The organism is Dokdonella ginsengisoli, from assembly GCF_042652785.1.
Classification (GTDB): domain Bacteria; phylum Pseudomonadota; class Gammaproteobacteria; order Xanthomonadales; family Rhodanobacteraceae; genus Dokdonella_A; species Dokdonella_A ginsengisoli.
On the sequence record NZ_JBHSHD010000008.1, the window covers coordinates 224,684 to 246,378 of the forward strand.

Consider the following 21,695-nt stretch of genomic DNA (forward strand, 5'->3'; position numbering starts at 1 on the left):
CGCGCCGGCATCTTCTCACAGCCCGCCGCGGCTCCGTCATCGCCGGCCGATGACACCCGGCGGGGTTACACTGCGGCCGGCATTCCTGGACGGATCGGGAACCCATCCCCGCCGGTCGCAGCGCAACCCCGGCACCGCCGCGCGCGCGTTGCAGGCCCCTTCACAAGGAGAACCGCGATGCGCTACGCCCTGCTGCTGTTGCCGATCCTGGCGTCCTGTTCCGCCGCGACGCCGAAACCCGAAGCCGGTACCCCACCCGTGACGCGAGCCGCCGCGAGCGTCGACGACAAGACGCTGTCGGCCTACCACTGGAACCTGCAGGGCGCCGTCGATCGCGACGGCAAGCGCATCGATGCGCTGTTCGCGCGGCCGCAGCGGCCGCTGCAGCTGGATTTCCGCGACGGCCGGCTCGGCGTCTCCAACGCCTGCAACCGCATCGGCGGCGACTACCGCATCGACGGCGGCCGCCTGCGTCCCGGGCAGATGATGCAGACCCTGATGGCCTGCGCCGATCCGGCGCTGTCCGGCCTGGACGAGGCGATCCGCAGCCGCCTGCAGGGCGCTCCGCGCCTGAGCGTGGAAACCGGCGAGGCGCCGCGCCTGCGCCTGACCACGGACGGCGGCGACGTCCTCGACTTCGGCGGCGTGCCGACCGCCGAAACGCGCTACGGCAGCGCCGGCGAGACGATGTTCCTGGAGATCGACGCGCAGACGCAGCCGTGCGCGCATCCGCTGATCCGCGACAAGCGCTGCCTCAAGGTGCGCGAGCGCCGCTACGACGCCAACGGCCTGGCCGCCGGCGCGCCGGGCGAATGGCAGCTGCTGTACCAGGACATCGAGGGCTACACGCACGAGGCCGGCGTGCGCAACGTGCTGCGCGTGAAGCGCTACGCGATCGCCCACCCGCCGGCCGACGCGCCCGCGCAGGCCTACGTGCTCGACACCGTGATCGAATCGGAGATCGTGCGCCCCTAGCGCGCGTCGCGCTCCGGCGCGCCGGCGTCGACCATCGCGATGTCGACCGGCTCGCCGGGATTGTGGCTGCGGATCGCGAAGCGCTTCGCGTCGAGCGCGAGGATGTCGGTCGGGTACGCGATGCCGTCCTCGATCATCACCAGCTTGCCGCCGTCGTAGGTCCAGCGGCCCAGCGCCGGCGGCGAGCCGGGCGACTCGATGCGCAGGCTGCCGTCGGCACCGAAACGGTAGCGCGTTCCAGGCGCGACCGCCGTGGAAGACTCCACGCGCCAGTCGCGGTCGACGAAGGCCGGCGCCGCCGCCGGCACGGGCTTCGCCGCGGGCGTTGCGGGGGCAGCGGACGGTTGCGGCGACGGCGAGCACGCCGTCAGGGCCAGCGCGAGCGCTGCAGCGGCGGTGATCTTCTTCATGCGGTTCTCCGGTTGCGGCGCGCCGCCGCGAGCAAGGCTTCGCGCAGGACGACGGCCTGGTTCTGCGTATCGCTCTTCGCGCCGTAGACGAGGGTGAGCCGCCGCGGACCGGCGGCGGCGAGCAGCGCGTGCAGGCGCTCGCGCGGCTCCGGCGCGGCCAGCTCGTCGAGATAGCGCGTGCGGAATTCGGCCCAGCGTTCCGGCGCGTGGCCGAACCAGCGGATCAGCGCGGCGCTCGGCGCGAGTTCGCGCGCCCACTCGTCGAGCTGCAACACCTCCCTGCTGCGTCCGCGCGGCCAGAAGCGGTCGACCAGCACGCGATGGCCGTCGTCCGCGCCGGGGGCGTCGTAGGCGCGCCGCAGCGCGACGTCGGCGGCGGGCTTCGCGGCGCTCACCGGCGGCCTCCGGCGAGTGCTTCGCGCACGCGCTCGCGCAGCTGCGGCAGCAGTTCGCGCTCGAACCACGGATGCCGCTGCAGCCAGGCGGTGTTGCGCGGCGAGGGATGCGGCAGCGGGAAATGGCGCGGCGCGTACTCGGCCCAGGCGGCGACCGTCGCGGCGAGGCTGGCCTTGCGCGCCGCACCGAGATGGTGCTGCTGGGCGTAGCGCCCGATCAGCAGCGTGAGTCCGATGCGCGGCAGCCGCGCGAGCAGGTCGTCCTGCCACAACGCCGCGCATTCGCGCCGCGGCGGCAGGTCGCCGCCGCGGCCGCGACCGGGGTAGCAGAACCCCATCGGCACGATCGCGACCTGCGCCGGATCGTAGAACTGCGCCGGTTCGAGGCCGAGCCAGTCGCGCAGGCGTGCGCCGCTGGCGTCGTCCCACGGCACGCCGCTGGCGTGCACGCGCGCGCCGGGTGCCTGGCCGACGATCAGCAGGCGCGCGCCGGCGCCGGCCTGCACCACCGGGCGCGGCCCCAGCGGCAGCTCGGCGGCGCAGGCCTGGCAGGCGCGGATCGCGGCGAGCAGGCCGCGCAGATCGCGCTGGCGGGGTGTCGCCGCGGAACCGGTGCGACGAGGCGGTGGCATGCGCCCATTCTACGCGGCGGTGCGATGCGCTTCTCACTCGCGCGCCGCCCTCACGGAAACCGCACGGATTGCAAATGCCCGGCGAATGACGCCGCCGCCGCGCAAGGCCGACGCTGCACGGCCGCCGTCACCGGGAGACTTGCGATGACCCTCCGCCGCCTCGCCGTTCCGTTCGCATCCGTGTTCACCTGCACGGCGCTCGCCGCGCCCGGCCTCGACGCCGGCGACGCACGGCCGCCGATGCCGGCCGGCCTCGCGCCGCCGGCCGTCGCGGCGCCGCTCGCCGGCCCGGCCTGGCAGCCGCTGGGGCCGCCCGGCGGCGACGTCACCGACGTGGCCGCCTCGCCGACGCAGCCGGGCGTGCTGCTCGCCGGCACCGCGCCGCTGGCATCGTTCGGCGGCAGCCTCTACCGCTCCGCCGATGGCGGCGCGAGCTGGAACGCGGTCGACGACCTCGCCGGCCGCAGCGTGTTCGCGCTCGTCTTCGATCCGCAGGGCCACGCACACGCGGCGACCCAGGACGGCGTGTGGAGCAGCCAGGACGGCGGAACGAGCTGGACGCAGCGCGACCTCGGCATCGATCCGCTCAACGACGTCGTGCTCGACATCGCGCTGGACCCGGCCGACCCGGACGTGCTGTGGATCGGCGTCAGCGCGGCCTGGGGCCAGCAGGCGGTGAACCTGATGCGCTCGGACGACGGCGGCGCGACGTGGCAGGACCGCACGCCGCCGCTGGCCGCGCCGGCGAACGGCGTCGGCGTGGCGGTGAATCCGGCCGATCCGCTGCAGGTCGCGGCGGCGTTCCGCGGCGACTTCAGCGGCGGCGAGGTCTGGCTCAGCGAGGACGGCGGCGCCAGCTGGCAGAACCGCAGCGCCGGCCTGCCCGGCACGCCGCTGAACGCGGTCGCCTGGAGCGGCGCGCGGCTGCTGGCCGGCGGCGGCATGCTGTTCGGCGCGCAGGATTTCGGCCTGTACGGCTCCGACGATCTCGGCCAGAACTGGACGCCGCTGCACGCCGGCTGGCCGCTGCTGATCGCCACCGCCATCGCGGTCGATCCGGACGACGCGCAGACCATCGTGGTCGCCACCGACGGCGCCGGACTGAACCGCACGCGCGACGGCGGCGCCAGCTGGGAAACCGGCATCGGCGCGACCGGCTCGCTGGCGATGCAGTCGGTGCGCTTCGCGCCGGGCAGCTCGCAACAGCTGCTGGCCGGCGCCAATTCGCTCGGCGTGTTCCTCTCGCACGACGGCGGCGCCACGTTCGACGGCGCCTCGCAGGGCATTTCCGAACTCGGCCTGTACTCGATCGCGGCCAACCCGCTCGATCCGCTGCAGCTCGCGGTCGCGTTCCAGGGCAACAACAGCGGCGGCGTGTTCAGCTCGGCCGACGGCGGCGCCAGCTGGACGCTCGAGGCGGTGCCGCCGACGCGCTACAGCCGGGTCGGCTACTCGCCGGCCGGCGTGCTCTACGCGATTTCCAGCGGTCCGTCCTACGTCGCACCGGAAGGCCTGTACCGGCGCGAGGCCGACGGCCAATGGACCGCGCTCGGCCCGGACCAGGGCGAGCACTACGAATCGGACCTTGCCAGCCTGCGCTTCGGTGCGAACGATCCGGACCTGATCCTGCTCGGCGGCGGCGACTTCGGCGTCGCCGGCACCGACGGCACCGTCTGGCGCTCGATCGACGCCGGCACCAGCTGGACCAAGCACGCAGTCAGCGGCGGGCTGTTCGTCGGCGACGTCGAGATCGTCGAGGACGGCAGCGACGAAATCGCGATCGCGCCGTACAACGGCCGCGAGACGCCCGAACAGGGCGGCGTGCTGCGCTCGACCGACGGCGGCGCGACCTGGACCATCGCGCTGGAGACGGCCACCTTCCACCGCCCGCCGCGGCTGTGCGCGCAGGCCGGCGCGCCGGACACGCTGTTCCTCGCCGTCGGCGACGACTGGTCGACCAGCAGCCTGCTGCGCAGCGACGACGCCGGCGCGACATGGACGCCGACCGGCTGGCAGGGCGCCACCGTGGTCGACGTCGCCTGCGATCCGGGCGACGGCGCGGTGCTCTACGTCGCGCAGGAAGGCGCCACGCGCGTGGCGCGCTCGGCCGACGCGGGCGCCACGTTCGCGCCGTTCGACGCCGGGCTGGAGCGCGCCGGCATCGCGCGCGAACTCGCCTTCGACGGCGGCGCGGCGCCGCGCCTGCTGCTGGCCAGCGGCCGCGGCAGCCACGCGATCGGGGCGCCGGGCGAGGAGACGATCTTCGCCGACGGCTTCGACTGAAGCGGCCCGGCGCCTCCCCTCGCCGCGGCCGCCGCATGCGGCCGCTTCCGGGCAGCGGGTACACTGCGCTGCTCGGCGCTCGGCGTTCGGCGCTTGGAGCGAGGATGGAACAGCAGGAACCCGCCGCCTACCGCTGCGGCGACTACACGATCGTGCCCGCCGAACGCCGGCTGCTGCGCGGCAGCGACGCGCTCGATCTCGAGGCGAAAGTCTTCGATCTGATCCTGCTGCTGCTGCGCAACCGCGAGCGCGCGCTGGACAAGCAGACGCTGACCGCCGCGCTGTGGGGACGCCGCCCGGTCACCGACGCGGCGCTGAGCCAGCTCGTGCACAAGGCGCGCCGCGCGCTCGACGACGACGGCGACCGCCAGGCGATGATCCGCACCGTCTACGGCCGCGGCCTGCAGTGGGTGGCGCCGACCGAGACGGTGTGGCCGGCGGCGGTCGAGGATGCCGCGCCCGCACCTGCCGAAATCGTCGCCGGACCGGCGCTGCCGGCGCCGCGCCGGCGCGGACGCTGGGCGCTGCTCGCCGCCGCCGTGCTGGCCGCGGCGGCGATTGCGCTGTTCGCGCTGCGCCCGCGCGAGCCGGCACCGTCGGCGCTGCCGCGGCTGGCGATGCTGCCGATCGAGAACGCGACCGGTGAGGCGGCGCTGGACTGGACGCGCAGCGGCCTGCCCGGCCTGATCGGCAGCCTGCTCGGCGAGAGCGGCGCGGTCGACGTCGGCGACACCCTGCAGGTGGCCAAGGCCTGGGACTACCTGCCGATCCCCGGCCGCTCGCAGGCCGAGCGCCTGCGCTACACGACCGGCGCGGCGATCCTGGTCGAAGGCCGCCTGCGCCGGCTCAGCGACGAACTCTACGAACTGGACCTGCGCGTGGACGGCGGCGACGCTGCGCACAGCGGCGAGATCGTGCTGACCGCGGCGCAGCCGGCCACGCTCGGCGTCGACGCGGTGCCGCGCATCCTGCGCCTGCTCAAGCGCGAGGCGAAGACCGACCCTGCCACCGAGCGCAGCCTCGGCGGCGATGCGTATCTGGCGCAGACCTTCGCGCGCGGCGTGGACCTGGCCACCCACGGCGACTGGGAAAGCGCCAAGACGTATTTCGCGCTGTGCGTGCAGAACGCGCCCGACTTCCTGCCGGCGCGCCTGCGCCTGGGCGAGGCACAGGCGAACACGCGCGACCTGGCCGCCAGCGAGGCCACGTTCCGCGCACTGGTGGACGAGGCGCGCCGGCGCCAGCTGCCGGCGATGGAGGCCGCGGCGCTGATCGACCTGGCCGAGAACGAGTTTCGCCGCGGCGACCGCAGCGCCGCGCTGGCCCTGCTCGAGCAGGCGCGCGAGCCGGCCGGACGCGGCGGCGATCCGGACGCGCAGGCGCGCCTGGCCCTGCTCGCCGCGCGCGCGCACGCGATCCTGCAGCAGCCGCAACTGGCGGCCGAGAACCTGCAGCGCGGACGCGAGCTGATCGAGCGGCACGCGCTGCGCCAGCGCGCGCCGCTCCTGCACTACGCCGAGGAACAGATCGCCGAGGTGCGCCGCGACTATCCCGCGCAGGAAGCCGCCGCGCGCGCCGCGCTGGCCGCGGCCGAGGCGATCGGCGACGAGCGCATGGCGATCAGCGAGACCTATCGCATCGGCCGCATGCTCAGCTGGCAGGAACGGCCGTTCGCCGCACTGCCGCCGCTGGCGCGCGCCTGGCAGCGCGCACGCCAGCGCACGCTGCTCGACGTCGAGGCGCTCGCCGGCGTGGAACTGGCCTGGGTGCTGTCGGAAACCGGACGCTACGCCGAAGCCTGCGCCGTCGCCGACTCGCTCATCGTCGAACTCGAGCCGCAGCCGAACGCGTACTGGAAGGCGGTCTCGCTGGCGGCGCGCGCACGCTGCCAGCGCGCCGGCGGCGACGCGAAGTCGGCGCTGGCGACGTACCGCGCGGTGCGGCCGCTGGTCAATCCGCGCGAGGATCCTTCGCTCGACGCGCTGGTGTCGCAGTACGAGGCGCTGGCCGCCTTCGTCGTCGAACGCGAGGCGCTGCCGGCGATCCAGGCACGCCTCGCCGCGGCCGGCGACGGCGCTTCGTACAAGCACGTGCGCCGCCTCGTCGACGCGGTCGCCGCCGCCGCGCGCGGCGACGTCGCCGCCGCGACCGCGCACCTGGAAGAAGAATCGGCCGACCCCGACCGCGACGACGGCCAGGGCAACGAGCTGCGCCGCTTCGCGCTGCACGTCGCGCTGGCGACCGACTCCGAGGCGATCGCGAAGATCGCGCAGCGCCGCGACGACCTGCTCGCCAGCAACGACGTCGAAGTGCTGCGCCTGTACGCGCAATGGTCGGCGCGGCGCGGCGAAGCGGCCGTGCGCGAACGCGCGCAGGCGCGCATCGACGAACTGCGCCGCGGCGCGCTGGCGGGATTGGAAGGCATCGACGTCATGCTTCCGCCGGCGAAGGCGGATTGAGGGCGGCGCATCGCGGTCATTCCGCTCTCAACCGCCGTCACTCGCGCGGAAGCGGGAGTCCATCGCGCCTTCCAATGGATGCCCACGCCTCCCTTCTCCCCCGGGGAGAAGGTGGCGCGCAGCGCCGGATGAGGGAACTCCTGGCACGACGCCGCACGTTTCCCTCACCCGCCGCGCTGCGCGCGTCGGCCTCTCCCGCAAGCGGGAGAGGCGGTCTCCTGTCCGATGCGAGCAGCCGGTGTCGGACGAAACCGTTGCGCCGAGTGATCAGGGCGTCTCGAAGCCGTTGCGGAACAGGCGGTTCTCGTAGATCACCAGGCCGTCGTTGCCGGCGGCGACTGCGGCGCCGCCGCGCAGGCTCAGCGAGGCGAGCGCGCGGCCCTGCGGATCGCAGAAGCCTTCCTGCCAGTTCTGGCCGCCGTCGCGGCTTTCGTAGATGCAGCCTTCGAACGTGGTCGCGTACCAGTGCTGCGCGTCGCGGTACCGGAGCTGGTTGACCAGGCCCGGCGGCGTCGATGGCAGCGCCTGCCAGGTCTGCGCGCCGTCGGCGGTGACGTACAGGCCGAAGCCGTCCGTGCCTTGCGTGGAAACCATGCCGTGGTCGACGTCGACGAAGCGGGCGGCGTTGATCTTGCCGTGCGGGAAGGTCAGCAGGGTCCAGCTGGCGCCGCCGTCGTCGCTGCGCAGCACGGTGCCCAGGCCCTCGCCCTCGCGGATCACGCCGCCGGTGGCGTAGCCGACCTCGGCGCTGGGGAACTGCAGCTCGTGGAAGTTGATGTTGAATTCGCCGGGATAGCTCAGGGTCCAGTTCTCGCCGGCGTCGGCGCTGCTCCAGATCTGGCCGCCCTTGATCGCGACGTAGTTCGTCGCGTCGAAGAAATGCACGTCGAACACGCTGCCCTGCGTCTCGCTGCCCCACGGGCCGACCTGGGCCCAGGTCTGGCCGCGGTCGGTGCTGCGGTAGAGGCCGCGGCGCGCCGCGTACAGCTCATCCTCGCTGACCGCGTGCGCCCACAGCAGGCTCTGGCCCTGGTCGGGCACGACGCGCACCGGGTTCCAGGTGTAGCCGCCGTCCTCGGTCAGCAGGCCGCAGTTGAACGCGCCGGCGGCGAAGCCGCGCGGACCGTCGGGGAAATCCAGCGAGGTGACCGAGCAGGTCTCGGTGCCGCTGGCGAGGACCCAGTCGTCGGCCGGTGCGGCGTGGCCGGCGACGAGCGCCGCGGCGAGGAGCGGTGTAGCGACTGCGAACATGGTGTGCCCTTGGTTTCGTTCCGGGGAAAGGCGACGCGAGCCGGGCGAAGACGCACCGGCGCCGGAGAACGTCGCGGCGATCCCGATGACAGCACGCGGGCATCGCCGCAGGCCATCACGAAGTCCTTACGAAGTGCTTACGCGGCCTGACGGCGCACGCGGCGGGCGCGGCCGCGCCGTCTTCAGGCGCCGGGCGGGCGTTGGAGCATCGCCTTCGCCGAAGCGTGGTCGAGCGGCGCGGAGGTGTGCTCGTGGACGATCTTCCAGCCGCCGTCGAGACAGCGCAGGGCCATGGTGAGGCGGTTGTCGAGCGAGCGCAGCTCGCGACCGTCGGCGGCGAACGCGGTGTAGGTGAGGATGGCGTGGCCGACGGCGAGATCGCCGCAGACCGTCGAGGCGGGCTGCTCGGCGCGCACGACGACATATTCGTCGCCGAGCGAGGAAAACCATTCGCTCACCGCCGCGCGCCAGGCGTCGATGCCGCGCACGCTCCACGTGCCCCACAGGTCGAACAGCAGCACGTCGTCGGCGTACAGCGCCAGGAACGCCTCGACGTCCTTGCGACGGACCGCGCCGGCGTAGGCGTCCAGGGTGTTCGGGAAGGGATCGTCGCGCTCGGTCACGGGGACTCCTGCAGATCGTGTGTCGCGGGCCGCGGCGCGCCGTCCGGTCGCGGGGCGGCCCAGCCTTTTCGCGGTGAAGATACCCGACACACGGCCGGCGGAGCGCGTTTCTTAACGGGACGTGCGCGGTCCGTCGCCGCCTCACTCGCCCGGATAGTCCGAGTCGGCGCCGTCGGCGAAGACGAGATCGGAAGCACCCTCGATCGCGCCGCTGGTGCAGGCGTCGTCGTCCTCGCCGGGACGCGCGGCGCCGAACTGGTCGAGCACCTCGACCAGGCCGCTGGCGGTCAGGCACAGCGGCGCGTGGTCGACCGCGGGATTGCCCGGCTGCGGCGCGCTCCACGGCATCGGCCGGCCGAGCAGCGCCACGCGCGACATCGGCGCCGCCACGCCGACCAGGTTGCCGGTGAGGTCGCCGGAAAGCGGGCACGACGGCGCGTCGGCGATCACGTTGTAGCCCTTGGAGACGGCCGCGCCGGAGCCGACCACGGCGCAGTCGGGGCTGGAGTTGTCGGTGCCGGTGTCGCGGTTGCCCGACGAGAGGATCGCCGACAGCACTGCATTGCGGTCCACCGCGACGCCGCCGCCGGCGCTGCGGTCGGTGCGGTTGGCGGTGAAGGTCGAGTAGGCGATCTCGACGTCGCGCGAATTGGACGTGGCCAGGCCGCCGCCGAAGTCGCCGGCGCGGTTGTCGGCGAACAGCGAGTCGCGCACGACCAGCGGATCGCCCTGGGCCAGGAAGGCGCCGCCGCCTCCGCCGCCGGCCGTGTTGCGCGTGAACGCGCTGCGCGTGATGCGCACGGTGCCGCCGTCGGAAATGAGGTACAGGCCGCCGCCGTCGCCGTCGGCCGCGTTGCCGTCGAACCAGACGTTGTCGAGGGTGGTATGCCCGCGCGGGAACAGCAGCAGGCCGCCGCCGCGATCCGACCAGCTCTCCTGCGACTCCTGCGCCGTGCCGCCGCTGATGCGCAGGCCGAACAGCCCGATCGGCACCTGGGTGAGCGAACCGCTCGGCGTGCCGAACACGCGGTCGCCGCTGCGCGCGTGGATGATCGACTGGTCCGGCCCGTGGCCGACCAGCACGCGCGGCGCCCGCTCCAGGCCCTGGATGTCGAGATCGCCCCTCGCGCCTTCGTCCTCGTCGCGTCCGGGAATGTTCACGTCGTACACGCCCGGCGGTACGCGGATCACGGCGAGCGTGTTGCTGGCCGAGGCTTCCTGCAGGGCGGCGCGCAGGGTGCAGCCGCCGAGCGTGCTCAGGCAGGTGCCGTTGCCGACGTTGGCGTCGGGCGCGTCGGCGGTGCTGTTCACCGTGAAGGTGTAGCGCTGCTCGTAGGCGCCGCGGTCGCAGCCGTTGGAGCGGCCCAGGCCGCGCTGGTCGGTCGAGGTGCAGTGCGCGCCCTCGCCGTCGTAGTCGCCCGGCGCACCGCTGTCGACCGCCGGGCTGCCGGGCAGCAGCAGGTTGACCGGCACGCCGCCGCCGGCATCGACCAGCGTGCCCAGCCGCGGATCGGCCTGCTGGTCCGACGGCGGCGCCGGCGAGAACGGACAGCCCTTGCGCTGGTACAGGTTGTAGCCGAGCGAGCGCACGCGCGTGCAGTACAGGTCGGCCGAGGCGCGCGCGCCGCCGGCGATCACCGCGTTGTCGGCGAAGATCGAGTTGTCGATGCTGGCCTCGCCGTCGCCGAACACCGCGCCGCCACGCTGGTTGGCGGAATTGAACGCGACGGTGACGTTCTTCAGCCGCGCGGACGTGCCCTGCGAATGGATGCCGCCGGCCTCCGGGGCGACGTTCTCGGCCACCGTGGTGCTCTCCAGCGAGAACGCGCCCACGCTCGACAGGCCGCCGCCGAGCTGGACGGCGCGGTTGCGCGTGATCGAGCTGCGCGTGACGCTCACTTCCTCGGCGCCGGAATACACGTAGATCGCGCCGCCGCGCTGCGCCGCGTTGCGCGTCAGGTGGCTCTGCGCGATGCGCACGCGGCCGCGGCGCGCGTAGACCGCGCCGCCCACGTCGGCGCCGGCGTCGCCGCGGCTGAGGGTCAGGTTGCTGAGGATGAAGGTGCTGCCCGCGGTCATGTCGACGTGGAAGATGCGGTCGATGCCGTTGCCGCTGATGACGCTGCGGGCGGCGCCCAGCCCGATGATCGCGATGGTGCCGCTGCCGGTGACGTCGAGGTCGCCGGTGGCGTTGGCGTCCTCGCCCGCGCCCTCGCGCGTGAGCTTGTAGCCGAGCAGATTGCTGCCGACGGTGATCGCGTCGGTGGCGGTGCCGGCCGGGCAGCCGCCGAAGGCGGTGTCGGTGCGCGCCGCCTGCACCGCTTCGCGCAGCGAGCAGTGCTCTTCGTCCTCGCCGAACTGGTCCTGCGGCGTGGTGACTTCGATCAGCCCGGCCCGGCACGGCAGCCAGGCCAGGACGAGGACGGCAGGGAGGAATCGGGACAGGCGCATCGACGTATCCGTTCGGGACCTGTCCCTGTCCACGGAACGTCGCGGCGCGAGGGGCCACGCCCGGCAGCGAGGACGGGCGTGGCGCCGCGCGCACGGCGCGGGTTACCCCGAGCGGGTCGCTGCGGACGACCGCCGCGTCACTGCGGCCACACCGGCGGCATGCTCGCCGTCCGGTTGGGGAAGTACTGCCCGTAGCTGACCGTGCCCATCGTGCGGATCGTCTTGAGCAGGTCGGGGTTGGCGATCACCTTCGGGTCGAGCGGATTGTCCGACAGCAGCACCAGGTCGCCGATGTAGCTTTCCTTGATCGCGCCGCGGTCGGTGAAGCCGTACTGCATCGCGGCGCTGGTGGTGAAGGCCTTGATGCCGTCGAGAATGCCGATGCGCTCGTCGCCCGGCACCTTCGGGCTGTTGGCGAACACCGCCGGGCAGTCGGACGGATTGTGGTTCGGATACCACGACGGCTGCTGCACGTTGCGCGTCGCCGCGACCCAGATCTCGAACAGCGGATAGGGCGGCTCCACCGGACTGTCGCTGTGCAGGGTCATCGGCAGGCCGCGATCGAGCACCGAGCGCGCCGGATAGACGTTGAGGATGCGCTGCGGGTCGAGCACCATCTGGCATTCGGGCAGGCCGTAGAAGTACACGTTGCTCGACATCACGCTGACCGCGGTCGTGCCGACCGACTTGAGCTGGTCCAGATCCTGGCCCGAGATCATCGCCACGTGCAGCATCGTGTCGCGCTTGCCCGGCGGCGGCGGCGCGTCGCGCGTCGCCACCACCGCGTTGACCGCATCGCTGATCGCCGCGTCGCCGATCTGGTGGATGATCATCGGATAGCCGGCCGCGTGCGCCGCGCGCAGGCGCAGCGCCAGTTCCGACTGCGGCACGTCGGGCAGTCCGACGTAGGGCTGCGCGAACAGGCCGCCCAGGGTGAACGGCGGAAACACGTTCGTGTACGGCGACTTCAGATAGCCGGTGTAGCCCTGCAGCGAGCCGTCGGCGAACGACTTCAGCGCCTGCACCGACACCAATTGGCTGTCGCGGAACGCCGCCCTGCCAGCCTCGCCCATGGCGATGGTCTTGGCGAAATCGGAACTGCTGTTGTCGTAGGCGATCATCGCCGCCGACAGCGGGAACGCGCAGTCGGGCCGCTGGCAGCCGGCCGTCGCCTCCGCGTAGAGCCCGAACTCGCCGAGCCCGGCCGCGCCCTCCTGCGCCAGCGTGTAGCCGTGCTGCGCGTAGATCTCCGCGCCGTTCTGCAGCAGCTTGGCGCCGAGGCCGGGGTTGGCCTTGAGCACCTGCCCCTGGAACACGCCGGTCGCGTACAGCGAGAGGTCCTCGTCGAGCTGGCCCATGTTCGCCAGCGCGGTCTCCACGTTGATGTTCATGATCGGCTTGTGGCAGTTGCCGTCGCTGGTCGAGCCTTTGGTGCCGCAGATGTTGAGGGCCGCCAGCGCCGGCGTGTTGACGTAGGAGATGTGCCCCGATTCGCTGGTGATGTAGATCGGCACGTCGGTGGTGATCGCGTCGAGCTGGGCCAGCGCGTTGCCGTTCTCGAACGTGGTGCATTCGAACGACAGGCTCCTGGGCTTGCTCACGCAGCTCGGATCGTGGCCCAGGCGCGAGGGGTCGTAGTTGAACGCGAGCACCGGCGTCGGCGGTGTGTTCAGCAGCGCCTTGGCCACGGCGGCGCGCAGGCGCGCGACGACGTCGCTCTGGTTCTGCACCGGAATGAAGCAGCGCTGCGGATCGGTCGGCGTGACGCAGCCGGGCGCGCCCGGCGACGGCTTGAAGTAGATGTTGATGCTGGAGACGTCGAGCCAGTGGTCGATGTCGGTGAACATCGCGTAGCCGGCCATGTGCGAGTGCGGATCGATGAAGCCGGGCAGGATGGTCCAGCCGGTGGCGTCGACGCGCTGCGTCGTGCGCGTGGCCAGGCGCAGGACCTCGAAGGTGTTGCCGACCTTGATGATCTTGCCGCGGGCGTCGATGGCGATCGCCTCGGCGACCGGCTGCGCCTCGTCCAGGGTGATGACGTTGGCGTTGAGCAGGACCAGGCGCGCGATGCCGGGAAAGGCCTGCGCGCGCTCGGGCGGCGGCGTCTTCTGCGCGGCGCAGCCGGCGAGGGCGAACAGGGTGGAGAGGAGTGCGGCGGGGACTGCGGACTGCTGAACGACGGAACGCGTTTCCATGTCCATGCTCCTGGCGTTGAACCCGCGAAAAATCTACGCGGCCGCCCGGTGAAGTCACGGTGAAATCAACCGTCGAAAAACCTGCGCAATTTGCGCAGTCGGCCCCTGTCGCACCCGCGTACGGCCGCGCGCGGCAGCCGTGCGCGCGCAAGCGCAACGAAAGTGCAAGCGCTCCGTCACCGGAAACACGTCCAATCGGCGGTTCTCAATTTTCGGGGAACCACCCATGCCTCATCCTTCCCGTCTCGCCCGCGCCGTGCTCGCCGCGCTGGCCGCGGTCTGCGCCGGCCAGACGCAGGCCGCCGTCGAACTCGTGCGCCGCGGCACCTATCCGTCGGGCATCGTCGCGGGCGCCGAGATCGTCGCCTACGACGCGCCGACGCGCCGCCTGTTCGTCACCAACGGCGCCCTCGACAAGATCGACGTGCTCGACGTCGCCGACGTCGACGCGCCGCAGCTGCTGTTCCAGATCGACATCGCGCCGTACGGCGGATCGCTGACCAGCGTGGCGGTGAAGAACGGCGTGCTGGCCGCGGCGATTCCGAACGCGGACGGCACCCAGCCCGGCGTCATCGCGCTGTTCGACGCCGACGGCATGCACCTGGGCACGTTCACCGCCGGCGTGCTGCCCGACCACGTCAGCTTCAGCCCCGACGGCCGCTACGTGCTGTCGGCGAACGAGGGAGAGCCGGTCGGCGACGTCGATCCGCCCGGCTCGGTGACCGTCGTCGATCTCGCCGGCGGCGCCGGCGCCGCGGTCGCGACGACGATCGGCTTCGACGCCTTCGACGGCCGCGAGGAAGAACTGCGCGCGCGCGGCGTGCGCCTGTTCCCCGGCCGCGCCGCCGGCGTCGACCTGGAACCGGAATACATCGCCACCGCGCCCGGCAGCGACGTCGCCTTCGTCAGCCTGCAGGAAGCCAACGCCTTCGCGGTGATCGACCTGGCCTCGCTCAGCGTCGAGGACATCGTCGCCGCCGGCCTCAAGGACCATTCGCGCGGCCTGCCGCGCGTGGACACCTACACCTTCCCGCAGCTGCCCACGCTCGGCACCACGCCGGCCGGGCAGACCATCCGTCTCGGCGGCTTCTCCGGCCTGTGGTTTGAAGGCACCGACGCGAGCGGCGCGCTGAAGTTCATCACCGTGCCCGACCGCGGCCCGAACGGCGAGCCGAGCAACGTCGACGGCGATGCCGCGCTCGAGCGCCCGTTCGTGCTGCCGGACTACCAGCCGCGCATCGTGCGCTTCAGCCTCGACCCGGCCAGCGGCGCGATCACGCTCGGCGCGCAACTGCCGCTGTTCCGGCAGGACGGCACCACGCCGATGACCGGACTGCCCAACATCGGCAACGGCGTCGACGAGGAACCGGTCGACCTGTTCGGCAAGCCGCTGCCGCTCGATCCGCTCGGCGCGGACATCGAAGGCCTCGTCGTCGCCGCGGACGGCTCGTACTGGATGGTCGACGAGTACCGCCCGGCGATCTACCACTTCAGCAGCGCCGGCGTGCTCGTCGACCGCTTCGTGCCGCAGGGCACCGGCGCGCTCGGCGGCCAGCCGGCCGGCCACTACGGCCAGGAGACGCTGCCGGCCGAGTACTCCACGCGCCGCCCCAACCGCGGCTTCGAGGGCATGGCCTACGATACCGACGCGGGCGTGCTGTACGCCTTCATCCAGACGCCGCTGGCCAACCCCGACACCGCCGCGAGCAACGCCTCGAAGGTGATCCGCATGCTCGGCATCGACCCGGCCAGCGGCGCCACCGTCGCCGAGTACGTCTACCTCATCGACAAGACCGACTTCCGCGAGCAGAACACCGACAAGATCGGCGACGCCGCTTACCTGGGCAACGGACGCTTCGCCCTCGTCGAGCGCGACGACTCGACCGAGCGCAGCGGCAAGAAGATGCTGTTCGAGTTCACGCTGAAAGGTGCCACCAACCTGCGCGCGGCCGGCGCACCGGCGCCGCTCGCCGGCCTCACGCTGGAACAGCACACGCCGGACCAGCTCGCCGCCGCCGGCATCCGCGCCGTGTCCAAGCGCAAGGTGGCCAACCTGCCCTCGCTCGGCTACTTCGCCGGCGACAAGCTCGAAGGCCTCGCCGCGCTACCCGACGGCCGCCTCGCCCTGATCAACGACAACGACTTCGGCATCGCCCCGCAGCCGCTGCCGAGCCCGCCCGACGGCAGCGTGCCGATGGACGCCGAGCCGACGCCGATCCAGCTCGGCCTGGTCAGCTTCGACCAGCCCAGCGGCCTGGACGCCTCCGACCGCGACGGCCCGTCCGGCGATCCGGCGATCGACATCCGCAACTGGCCGGTGTTCGGCATGCACATGCCCGATTCGATCGCCGCGTTCTCCGCCGGCGGCGCCACGTTCTACGCCAGCGCCGGCGAAGGCGACGACCGCGGCGAAGTCGCGCGCATCTCCTCGCTGGAACTCGACCCCGGCGTCTTCCCCGACGCCGCGGCGCTGCAGACCGACGCGCAGATCGGCCGCCTCAACGCCTCGACCATCGACGGCGATCTCGACGGCGACGGCAAGTACGATCGCCTGCAGATCCTCGGCAGCCGCTCGATGGCGGTGTGGGACCGCTGGGGCAACCTCGTCTACGACAGCGGCGATCTCATCGAGCAGGTGACCGCGGCGCGCTTGCCGACCGCGTTCAACTCCGACAACGAAGCGAACGACAGCTTCGACACGCGCAGCGACAACAAGGGACCCGAACCCGAAGCGCTCGCCGTCGGCACCACGGCGTCGGGCCGCACCTACGCCTTCGTCGGCCTCGAACGCGTCGGCGGCATCGTCGCCTTCGACGTGACCGATCCCTACGCGGTGAGCTACGCCGGCTACGTCAATCCGCGCGACTTCGGCGTCGAACTCGACCTCGACGTCGATCCGGCCACGGCCGGCGACCTCGGCCCCGAAGGCATCGTGTTCATCCCCGCCGCCGACAGCCCGACCGGCGAGGCGATGATCGCCGTGGCCAACGAGATCAGCGGCACGACCACGCTCTACACGGTGTCGGAAGTGCTGTTCCGCGACGGCTTCGACGGCGAAGCGATGCGCTGATGCAGGCCCGCTCCGGGGACCGGCACGCCGGTCCCCGGAGCGCACACCGCCGTCGCCGCCGCGTGCGATGATCGCGCCCGCCACTGCGGAGCCCGACGATGACGATGCGAACCGGCCGTGCCGCGATGGCGGCGGCGTGCGGTCTGTTTTCCCTCACGAGCGCAGCCGAAACCTTGCAGGTCGGCCCCGGCCAGGCGTATGCGACGCCGTGCGCGGCGATCGCCGCGGCCGCCGACGGCGACACGATCCTCATCGACGCCGCCGGCCACTACGACGGCGACGTCTGCGCCTGGTCGACGAACGGCCTGACCCTGCGCGGCATCAACGGCCGCCCGCGCATCGATGCCGCCGGAAACAGCGCGCAGGGCAAGGCGATCTGGGTCGTCGCCGGCGACGACACCACCATCGACAACGTCGAACTGTCCGGCTGCCGCGTGCCCGACGCCAACGGCGCCGGCATCCGCCAGGAAGGCGTCAACCTGACCGTGCGCAACGCCGACTTCCACGACAACGAGAACGGCATCCTCGCCGGCGACCGCGCCGGCAGCACGATCACTATCGAACACAGCGTGTTCGCGAACAATGGCGCCGGCGACGGCCAGTCGCACAACCTCTACATCGGCCACGTCGACCGGCTGGTGTTCCGCTACAACTGGTCGCACCACGCGGTGGTCGGACACCTGCTGAAATCGCGCGCCGCCGAAAACATCATCGAGTACAACCGCCTCACCGGCGAGACCGGCGGCAGCGAAAGCTACGAGATCAACCTGCCCAACGGCGGCCTGTCCTACGTCATCGGCAATCTGATCCAGCAGCCCGCCACGACGCAGAACGGCGCCCTGCTCGACTACCTCAGCGAAGGCTTCGGGCAGAACACCGACGACCGCCTGTTCGTCGTCAACAACACCTTCGTCAACGAGCGCGGCAGCGGCACCTTCCTGCAGATCGGTGCCGCCGCGACCACGCCGGTGATCGCGCGCAACAACATTTTCCACGGCGGCGGCACGCCGAGCTCGCAGGCGAGCACCGTGCTCGATCACAACCTCGTCGGCAGCGACGCCTGGTTCGTCGACGCGGCGAACTACGACTACCGCCTGCGGCCCGGCACGGCCGCCATTGATGCCGGCGTCGACCCCGGCAGCGGCGCGGGCCGATCCCTGTTGCCCACGCGCGTGTACGTGCATCCCGCGGCGGGTGCCGATCGCCCGGTCGTCGGCGCGATCGACATCGGTGCCTACGAATGGGTGGGCGACGTCGTCTTCGACGACGGCTTCGACGGGTGGGCGAAGCGAACGCGGCGGTGTTTCGCCGCAGGCCGTAGAGGGAGAGGAATTCCGATCACTTCCGCCGTCATGCCCCATCGCGCACCCTGCCCGGCGCGCGAGGAACGCCCGACGACTGCGCGCCGCTCACTCCCCTTGCGGCATTTCCCGGCACAGCTGGATCGGGTCAGTGCGGACCCGTTTCTCCGTCATGCCCGCGAAAGCGGGCATCCATGGAAAAGAGCGCAACGTGGATGCCCGCTTTCGCGGGCATGACGTCGACTCGGTCGTCCGGCTTTACGCGGGAGGACGGACGGCAATGCGCCGTCCTGCCCCGTCGCACACGCCCCGCCCGACGTGCGAGGAACGCCCGCGATACCGCGCCGCTTACGCCCCCTGCGGCACTTCCTGGTACAGCTGGATCAGGTTGCCGCAGGTGTCGTCGAGCACGGCCGCGATCACCGGCCCCATCGTCGCCGGCGCCGAGCGGAACGTGACGCCGAGGATCTTCATGCGCTTGTATTCCTGCTGGATGTCGCTGACCGCGAACATCGCCGCCGGCACGCCCGCGTCGTACATCGCCTTCTGGAACGCCTTCGCCGCCGGATTGGCGTTCGGTTCCAGCAGCAGCTCCACGCTTTTCGAGCCGTCCGGCGAAACGACGGTGATCCAGCGGTACTCGCCCATCGGAATGTCGGCCCGCTTCACGAAGCCGAGGATGCTCGTATAGAACGCCAGCCCCTTCTGCTGATCGTCCACCATCACGCTGGTCAGCTGGATCTTCATGGTCGCCCTGGTCGAAGTTGCAGACGCCGATTCTGCAAGGGTTGGCGGTTTCGATCCAGCGACGCGCCGCCGAAACGGGGCCGGGTTCACTGACCGGGCTCATCGCAAACGAGCCCGGCTAGGGTTCGCGCGCCCGCCGCACGGGAACGGCGTGAGACGATCAGCACGAGGCGTAGCCCACTGACAACAGCACCGAGCTACGACTGGCCGCACACGCTGTTCTTCGCGGACCTTCCGTATTGGCGCACGCTGGGCCTATGGAACGACGTTCCCGCGGTCGGAATACGAGCAGCTGGCGGAGACGATGCGTGCCCTGCAAGGGTGGATGATCCTGACGATCAACGACCATCCGGACGTCCGGCGGCTGTTCGCAGAGTTCCCGACCAATACCATCGCCATCCAGTACACGGTCGGCGGCAGCGCGAAGGCGAAGTCGGCGCAGGAGTTGATCATCCGTGCTGGACGCTGGTAGGAACGGCAGATATGAAGAACCCGCCATATGGCGGGTTCTTCATCTGACATATAACTCAAAGACTAGACGGCCACGTACTGAACGTACCCGTACCTATCCATGATCAGGAAGCCGAGGACACGACCATTGGGCCGCATCACTCTATAGATGGCTCCCCCGCCAGGGAGATCGCGCTCATGTTCGATGATGACGTCCGGCCCAGCGGGACCTGCATCCCCGGCGAGACCGGCATCTCCGCTCTTATTGCTCTCCGTTCCTAACTCCGCATTCAGTTGGGCGATTACCGACTGCGGAGCCATCACGGTTTGACCGGTTACCGTATAGGTGAACAGGATGCTTGATACCTGCTCGGCCTTACTGATGACCGTCATGGCGAACGGGACATCTTTCCCAAACGTTTTAGTCGTCGTCGTGACATCGTCGTCAGCCGACGCCAGAGGAGCCCCTGCGAAACCCGTCGACAGCAATACAAACAAAAGTGCAGTTTTCAGACTCTTCATGACTATTCCCTTAGTTCATCCATAAAAAAACGCTCAAGCCACCTCTGCCAAGTGGCTTTGCCCATATAGCACTGACCCCGATGTCGAGCAATGGCCCCTAATATGTGCCCGTGCTGAATGATCAGTCCGTTTCCGGTCAGGGGACCAGTTGGGGCATCCGGCCCATTCCGAGTTTCGGCGCTAGCGGGCGCGAGTCGACCTGCTGCCGATCAGGAGGGCGTGAGGAGAGCGCGGGGCGGCAGGATTCGAACCTGCATTGGTCAGGGCCAACGCCCCGGTGCTGTTGCCGTTAGCTACGCCCGCGTCAGGATGGTACCGCAGGCCAGCTTGGTGCACGCGGCGCCCGTCCGACGTAGCACCGTCTATCGTCATTCGCTCCAAACTCGCGGGTCGCGTTGTGCGACACCCATCGCCGTAAGGGGTGTTGATCACGGACAATTGGGTGATACGTCCATTTCGGCACGACGATCAGATTCATCGAAATCGTGGTCGAAGGCATCCTGCGCACGCCTCGAGAGTCCCCGTCGGTCGTTTTGGCGAACCGCGATTTCCAGGAGAAAGGGCCGGGCGGCGCAGGGCCGCCCGGCGCGACGCGTCAGCGTTGCGACCCGCCGCTTTGGCGTTCGATGCGCTGCAAGCGTCGCCGCAGGATTTCTTCGCACAGCGCGGCGATCCTGCGCGCCTGCGTGCCGTAGAACTCGACCGAGCCGTAGCCGGTGTAGATGCGCACGCGGCGCTTCATGGCGGGGATGTGGCACGAGAGTGCGTAGCGCAGTTCTGCGATCTGTAGAGTGAGTTCGTCGGGGGCGTTGTGTGCGTGGCGTGCGTTGCGCATGGCGTTTCTCCGGTTCGCCCGCGACCCGGAGTGGATCGCTGTGGGCGAATCCCTCCCAGCGCCGCGCGCAGGTGCGTCAAGGCCGCGCGCAGCGCGCCCGAAGGGCTTGGCCTTGACGCGCCGAGCACGGCGCTAGGCTGAGACGACCACAGCGAGTCCCTTTGTGATTACCTCGCCCGGTGCGAGTGCCTTTGCTTTTGCAGCCGGAGCCGCAGCTGCGGCTCCGGGACCGAACGCGGGTGCGGTGTCGGTGCCGGCGCGCGAGCGCGACAAAGCCGCAGACGCCCGGCGTCGCGACTCGTTCGTTCGCAGCAAAGAGGAAGAAGGGAGAAAACGAATGGCGACCGCGCGCGGCTCAGAGCACCGCGTCGATCACCTTGGCCAGCTGCGCTTTGGAAACCAGCCCCGTCTGCGTCGCCTGCACCTTGCCGTCCTTGAACAGCAGCATCGTCGGCGCCGAGCGCACGCCGTAGGCGATGGCGGTCTTCGGGTTCCTGTCCATTTCCAGCTTGGCCACCTTCAGCCGCCCGCCGTAGTCGGCCGCGAGCTGTTCCAGCATCGGCGCCAGCGCCTTGCACGGGCCGCACCATTCGCCCCAGAAGTCGACGAGGACGGGGGTCGAGGAATGCAGGACGTCGATGGGGAAGGTGGTGTCGGTGGTGGGGAAGATGTTGGCATTCATTGGCTGACTGACTCGCTCACCACGTCAAGGAAAGTAGCTCTGAACCCGATACTGCTCTCATTTCCGCCGAATTCAACAAAAAGCATCTTGCCAAGGAGGCCTATTCAGTGCAATGTAATCGCGACACAGCTTGTAGGATAATTACAAAATGGCAACCGAACGAGAACTACTAAAAGCTCTAGAAATAAATGCAATCGCGTATCAGAAGGGGGGAAGTGAGAACTTTGATCACGATTTCGCAATTGCCAGCCTATTGAACAAACGTGGCTATTTTATGGTCTTTAATGTTCATACTGAAAGCCAAACATCGGAGCGCGCAGTAGATTTCTTCTCAGTTAATCGCTTATCCGCACGCGGGAGAGCGAGACTTGCTGAGCTCGAAGATTCAGACGAACAAGGGGAAATTTGAAATAA

General features: G+C 70.6%; 18 protein-coding genes and 1 tRNA gene. 7 read left to right on the forward strand and 12 right to left on the reverse strand.

The window, feature by feature from the left end; translation table 11 throughout:
* Nucleotides 1-177 precede the first annotated feature (177 nt).
* A complete protein-coding gene (locus ACFO6Q_RS11340) occupies nt 178-975 on the forward strand; it encodes a DUF4377 domain-containing protein (protein ID WP_380021065.1) in 798 nt (265 codons plus the stop codon).
* Here the strand turns inward: ACFO6Q_RS11340 and ACFO6Q_RS11345 are convergent.
* Genes ACFO6Q_RS11345 through ACFO6Q_RS11355 form a run of 3 tightly spaced genes read right to left on the reverse strand, consistent with a single transcriptional unit; the run spans nt 972 to nt 2,412 of the window.
* The gene (locus ACFO6Q_RS11345; protein ID WP_380021067.1) at nt 972-1,385 is read right to left on the reverse strand and encodes a hypothetical protein; all 414 of its coding nucleotides are present in this window, start codon (nt 1,383-1,385) and stop codon (nt 972-974) included. The two genes, ACFO6Q_RS11340 and ACFO6Q_RS11345, sit on opposite strands and share 4 nt — an antisense overlap.
* The gene (locus tag ACFO6Q_RS11350) at nt 1,382-1,780 is read right to left on the reverse strand and encodes a DUF488 domain-containing protein (RefSeq protein ID WP_380021069.1); all 399 of its coding nucleotides are present in this window, start codon (nt 1,778-1,780) and stop codon (nt 1,382-1,384) included. Before ACFO6Q_RS11350 ends, ACFO6Q_RS11345 begins: the two co-directional genes overlap by 4 nt.
* Entirely contained in the window at nt 1,777-2,412 is a 636-nt protein-coding gene (locus tag ACFO6Q_RS11355; RefSeq protein ID WP_380021071.1) for a uracil-DNA glycosylase family protein, read from the reverse strand. Before ACFO6Q_RS11355 ends, ACFO6Q_RS11350 begins: the two co-directional genes overlap by 4 nt.
* A 144-nt stretch (nt 2,413-2,556) precedes the next feature.
* Between ACFO6Q_RS11355 and ACFO6Q_RS11360 the strand changes: the two genes are divergently transcribed.
* On the forward strand, nt 2,557-4,695 hold the full coding sequence (locus tag ACFO6Q_RS11360) for a WD40/YVTN/BNR-like repeat-containing protein (RefSeq protein ID WP_380021073.1): 2,139 nt from the start codon (nt 2,557-2,559) through the stop codon (nt 4,693-4,695).
* A 104-nt stretch (nt 4,696-4,799) separates the two neighbouring features.
* Nucleotides 4,800-7,154, forward strand: coding sequence for a winged helix-turn-helix domain-containing protein (locus ACFO6Q_RS11365; RefSeq protein WP_380021075.1), 2,355 nt, complete (start codon nt 4,800-4,802; stop codon nt 7,152-7,154).
* A 267-nt stretch (nt 7,155-7,421) separates the two neighbouring features.
* On the opposite strand, the gene ACFO6Q_RS11370 is transcribed toward ACFO6Q_RS11365, so the two are convergent.
* The 4 genes from ACFO6Q_RS11370 to ACFO6Q_RS11385 form a co-directional block, all read right to left on the reverse strand.
* A complete protein-coding gene (locus ACFO6Q_RS11370) occupies nt 7,422-8,405 on the reverse strand; it encodes a beta propeller repeat protein (RefSeq protein WP_380021077.1) in 984 nt (327 codons plus the stop codon).
* A gap of 182 nt (nt 8,406-8,587) precedes the next feature.
* Nucleotides 8,588-9,028, reverse strand: coding sequence for a YybH family protein (locus ACFO6Q_RS11375; RefSeq protein ID WP_380021079.1), 441 nt, complete (start codon nt 9,026-9,028; stop codon nt 8,588-8,590).
* Between the two features lie 141 nt (nt 9,029-9,169).
* On the reverse strand, nt 9,170-11,479 hold the full coding sequence (locus ACFO6Q_RS11380) for a choice-of-anchor Q domain-containing protein (RefSeq protein ID WP_380021080.1): 2,310 nt from the start codon (nt 11,477-11,479) through the stop codon (nt 9,170-9,172).
* Between the two features lie 137 nt (nt 11,480-11,616).
* A complete protein-coding gene (locus tag ACFO6Q_RS11385; protein ID WP_380021082.1) occupies nt 11,617-13,674 on the reverse strand; it encodes an amidohydrolase in 2,058 nt (685 codons plus the stop codon).
* 226 nt (nt 13,675-13,900) lie between these two features.
* Between ACFO6Q_RS11385 and ACFO6Q_RS11390 the strand changes: the two genes are divergently transcribed.
* Both ACFO6Q_RS11390 and ACFO6Q_RS11395 read left to right on the forward strand, forming a co-directional pair.
* Nucleotides 13,901-16,744: a choice-of-anchor I domain-containing protein gene (locus ACFO6Q_RS11390; protein WP_380021084.1), complete on the forward strand. Its 2,844-nt coding sequence runs from the start codon at nt 13,901-13,903 to the stop codon at nt 16,742-16,744.
* Between the two features lie 98 nt (nt 16,745-16,842).
* The gene (locus ACFO6Q_RS11395; protein ID WP_380021085.1) at nt 16,843-18,282 is read left to right on the forward strand and encodes a right-handed parallel beta-helix repeat-containing protein; all 1,440 of its coding nucleotides are present in this window, start codon (nt 16,843-16,845) and stop codon (nt 18,280-18,282) included.
* Between the two features lie 111 nt (nt 18,283-18,393).
* Here the strand turns inward: ACFO6Q_RS11395 and ACFO6Q_RS11400 are convergent, their stop codons facing one another.
* Nucleotides 18,394-18,792, reverse strand: a complete 399-nt coding sequence (locus ACFO6Q_RS11400) for a VOC family protein (RefSeq protein WP_380021087.1) — start codon at nt 18,790-18,792, stop codon at nt 18,394-18,396.
* 325 nt (nt 18,793-19,117) lie between these two features.
* Between ACFO6Q_RS11400 and ACFO6Q_RS11405 the strand changes: the two genes are divergently transcribed.
* Nucleotides 19,118-19,264: a hypothetical protein gene (locus ACFO6Q_RS11405; protein ID WP_380021089.1), complete on the forward strand. Its 147-nt coding sequence runs from the start codon at nt 19,118-19,120 to the stop codon at nt 19,262-19,264.
* Between the two features lie 62 nt (nt 19,265-19,326).
* On the opposite strand, the gene ACFO6Q_RS11410 is transcribed toward ACFO6Q_RS11405, so the two are convergent.
* The 4 genes from ACFO6Q_RS11410 to trxA form a co-directional block, all read right to left on the reverse strand.
* Nucleotides 19,327-19,764 carry a hypothetical protein gene (locus ACFO6Q_RS11410; RefSeq protein ID WP_380021091.1) on the reverse strand — a complete coding sequence of 146 codons (438 nt, stop codon included), beginning with the start codon at nt 19,762-19,764 and terminating at the stop codon, nt 19,327-19,329.
* Between the two features lie 229 nt (nt 19,765-19,993).
* Nucleotides 19,994-20,067 (reverse strand) — tRNA-OTHER (locus ACFO6Q_RS11415).
* A 292-nt stretch (nt 20,068-20,359) separates the two neighbouring features.
* The gene (locus ACFO6Q_RS11420; protein ID WP_380021093.1) at nt 20,360-20,599 is read right to left on the reverse strand and encodes a hypothetical protein; all 240 of its coding nucleotides are present in this window, start codon (nt 20,597-20,599) and stop codon (nt 20,360-20,362) included.
* A 355-nt stretch (nt 20,600-20,954) separates the two neighbouring features.
* Nucleotides 20,955-21,281, reverse strand: a complete 327-nt coding sequence (trxA, locus tag ACFO6Q_RS11425) for a thioredoxin (protein ID WP_380021094.1) — start codon at nt 21,279-21,281, stop codon at nt 20,955-20,957.
* 148 nt (nt 21,282-21,429) lie between these two features.
* On the opposite strand from trxA, the gene ACFO6Q_RS11430 reads away from it, so the two are divergent.
* Entirely contained in the window at nt 21,430-21,690 is a 261-nt protein-coding gene (locus tag ACFO6Q_RS11430; protein ID WP_380021096.1) for a hypothetical protein, read from the forward strand.
* Nucleotides 21,691-21,695 lie beyond the last annotated feature (5 nt).

Bases quoted from the DNA above. Each gene is read 5' to 3' on its own strand.
- ACFO6Q_RS11385 (WP_380021082.1), bottom strand. From the start codon at position 13,674: ATGGAAACGCGTTCCGTCGTTCAGCAGTCCGCAGTCCCCGCCGCACTC.
- ACFO6Q_RS11405 (WP_380021089.1), top strand. From the start codon at position 19,118: ATGATCCTGACGATCAACGACCATCCGGACGTCCGGCGGCTGTTCGCA.
- ACFO6Q_RS11365 (WP_380021075.1), top strand. From the start codon at position 4,800: ATGGAACAGCAGGAACCCGCCGCCTACCGCTGCGGCGACTACACGATC.
- ACFO6Q_RS11340 (WP_380021065.1), top strand. From the start codon at position 178: ATGCGCTACGCCCTGCTGCTGTTGCCGATCCTGGCGTCCTGTTCCGCC.
- ACFO6Q_RS11430 (WP_380021096.1), top strand. From the start codon at position 21,430: ATGGCAACCGAACGAGAACTACTAAAAGCTCTAGAAATAAATGCAATC.
- ACFO6Q_RS11390 (WP_380021084.1), top strand. From the start codon at position 13,901: ATGCCTCATCCTTCCCGTCTCGCCCGCGCCGTGCTCGCCGCGCTGGCC.
- ACFO6Q_RS11400 (WP_380021087.1), bottom strand. From the start codon at position 18,792: ATGAAGATCCAGCTGACCAGCGTGATGGTGGACGATCAGCAGAAGGGG.
- ACFO6Q_RS11420 (WP_380021093.1), bottom strand. From the start codon at position 20,599: ATGCGCAACGCACGCCACGCACACAACGCCCCCGACGAACTCACTCTA.
- ACFO6Q_RS11360 (WP_380021073.1), top strand. From the start codon at position 2,557: ATGACCCTCCGCCGCCTCGCCGTTCCGTTCGCATCCGTGTTCACCTGC.
- ACFO6Q_RS11345 (WP_380021067.1), bottom strand. From the start codon at position 1,385: ATGAAGAAGATCACCGCCGCTGCAGCGCTCGCGCTGGCCCTGACGGCG.
- ACFO6Q_RS11380 (WP_380021080.1), bottom strand. From the start codon at position 11,479: ATGCGCCTGTCCCGATTCCTCCCTGCCGTCCTCGTCCTGGCCTGGCTG.
- ACFO6Q_RS11395 (WP_380021085.1), top strand. From the start codon at position 16,843: ATGACGATGCGAACCGGCCGTGCCGCGATGGCGGCGGCGTGCGGTCTG.
- ACFO6Q_RS11410 (WP_380021091.1), bottom strand. From the start codon at position 19,764: ATGAAGAGTCTGAAAACTGCACTTTTGTTTGTATTGCTGTCGACGGGT.
- ACFO6Q_RS11370 (WP_380021077.1), bottom strand. From the start codon at position 8,405: ATGTTCGCAGTCGCTACACCGCTCCTCGCCGCGGCGCTCGTCGCCGGC.
- ACFO6Q_RS11355 (WP_380021071.1), bottom strand. From the start codon at position 2,412: ATGCCACCGCCTCGTCGCACCGGTTCCGCGGCGACACCCCGCCAGCGC.
- trxA (WP_380021094.1), bottom strand. From the start codon at position 21,281: ATGAATGCCAACATCTTCCCCACCACCGACACCACCTTCCCCATCGAC.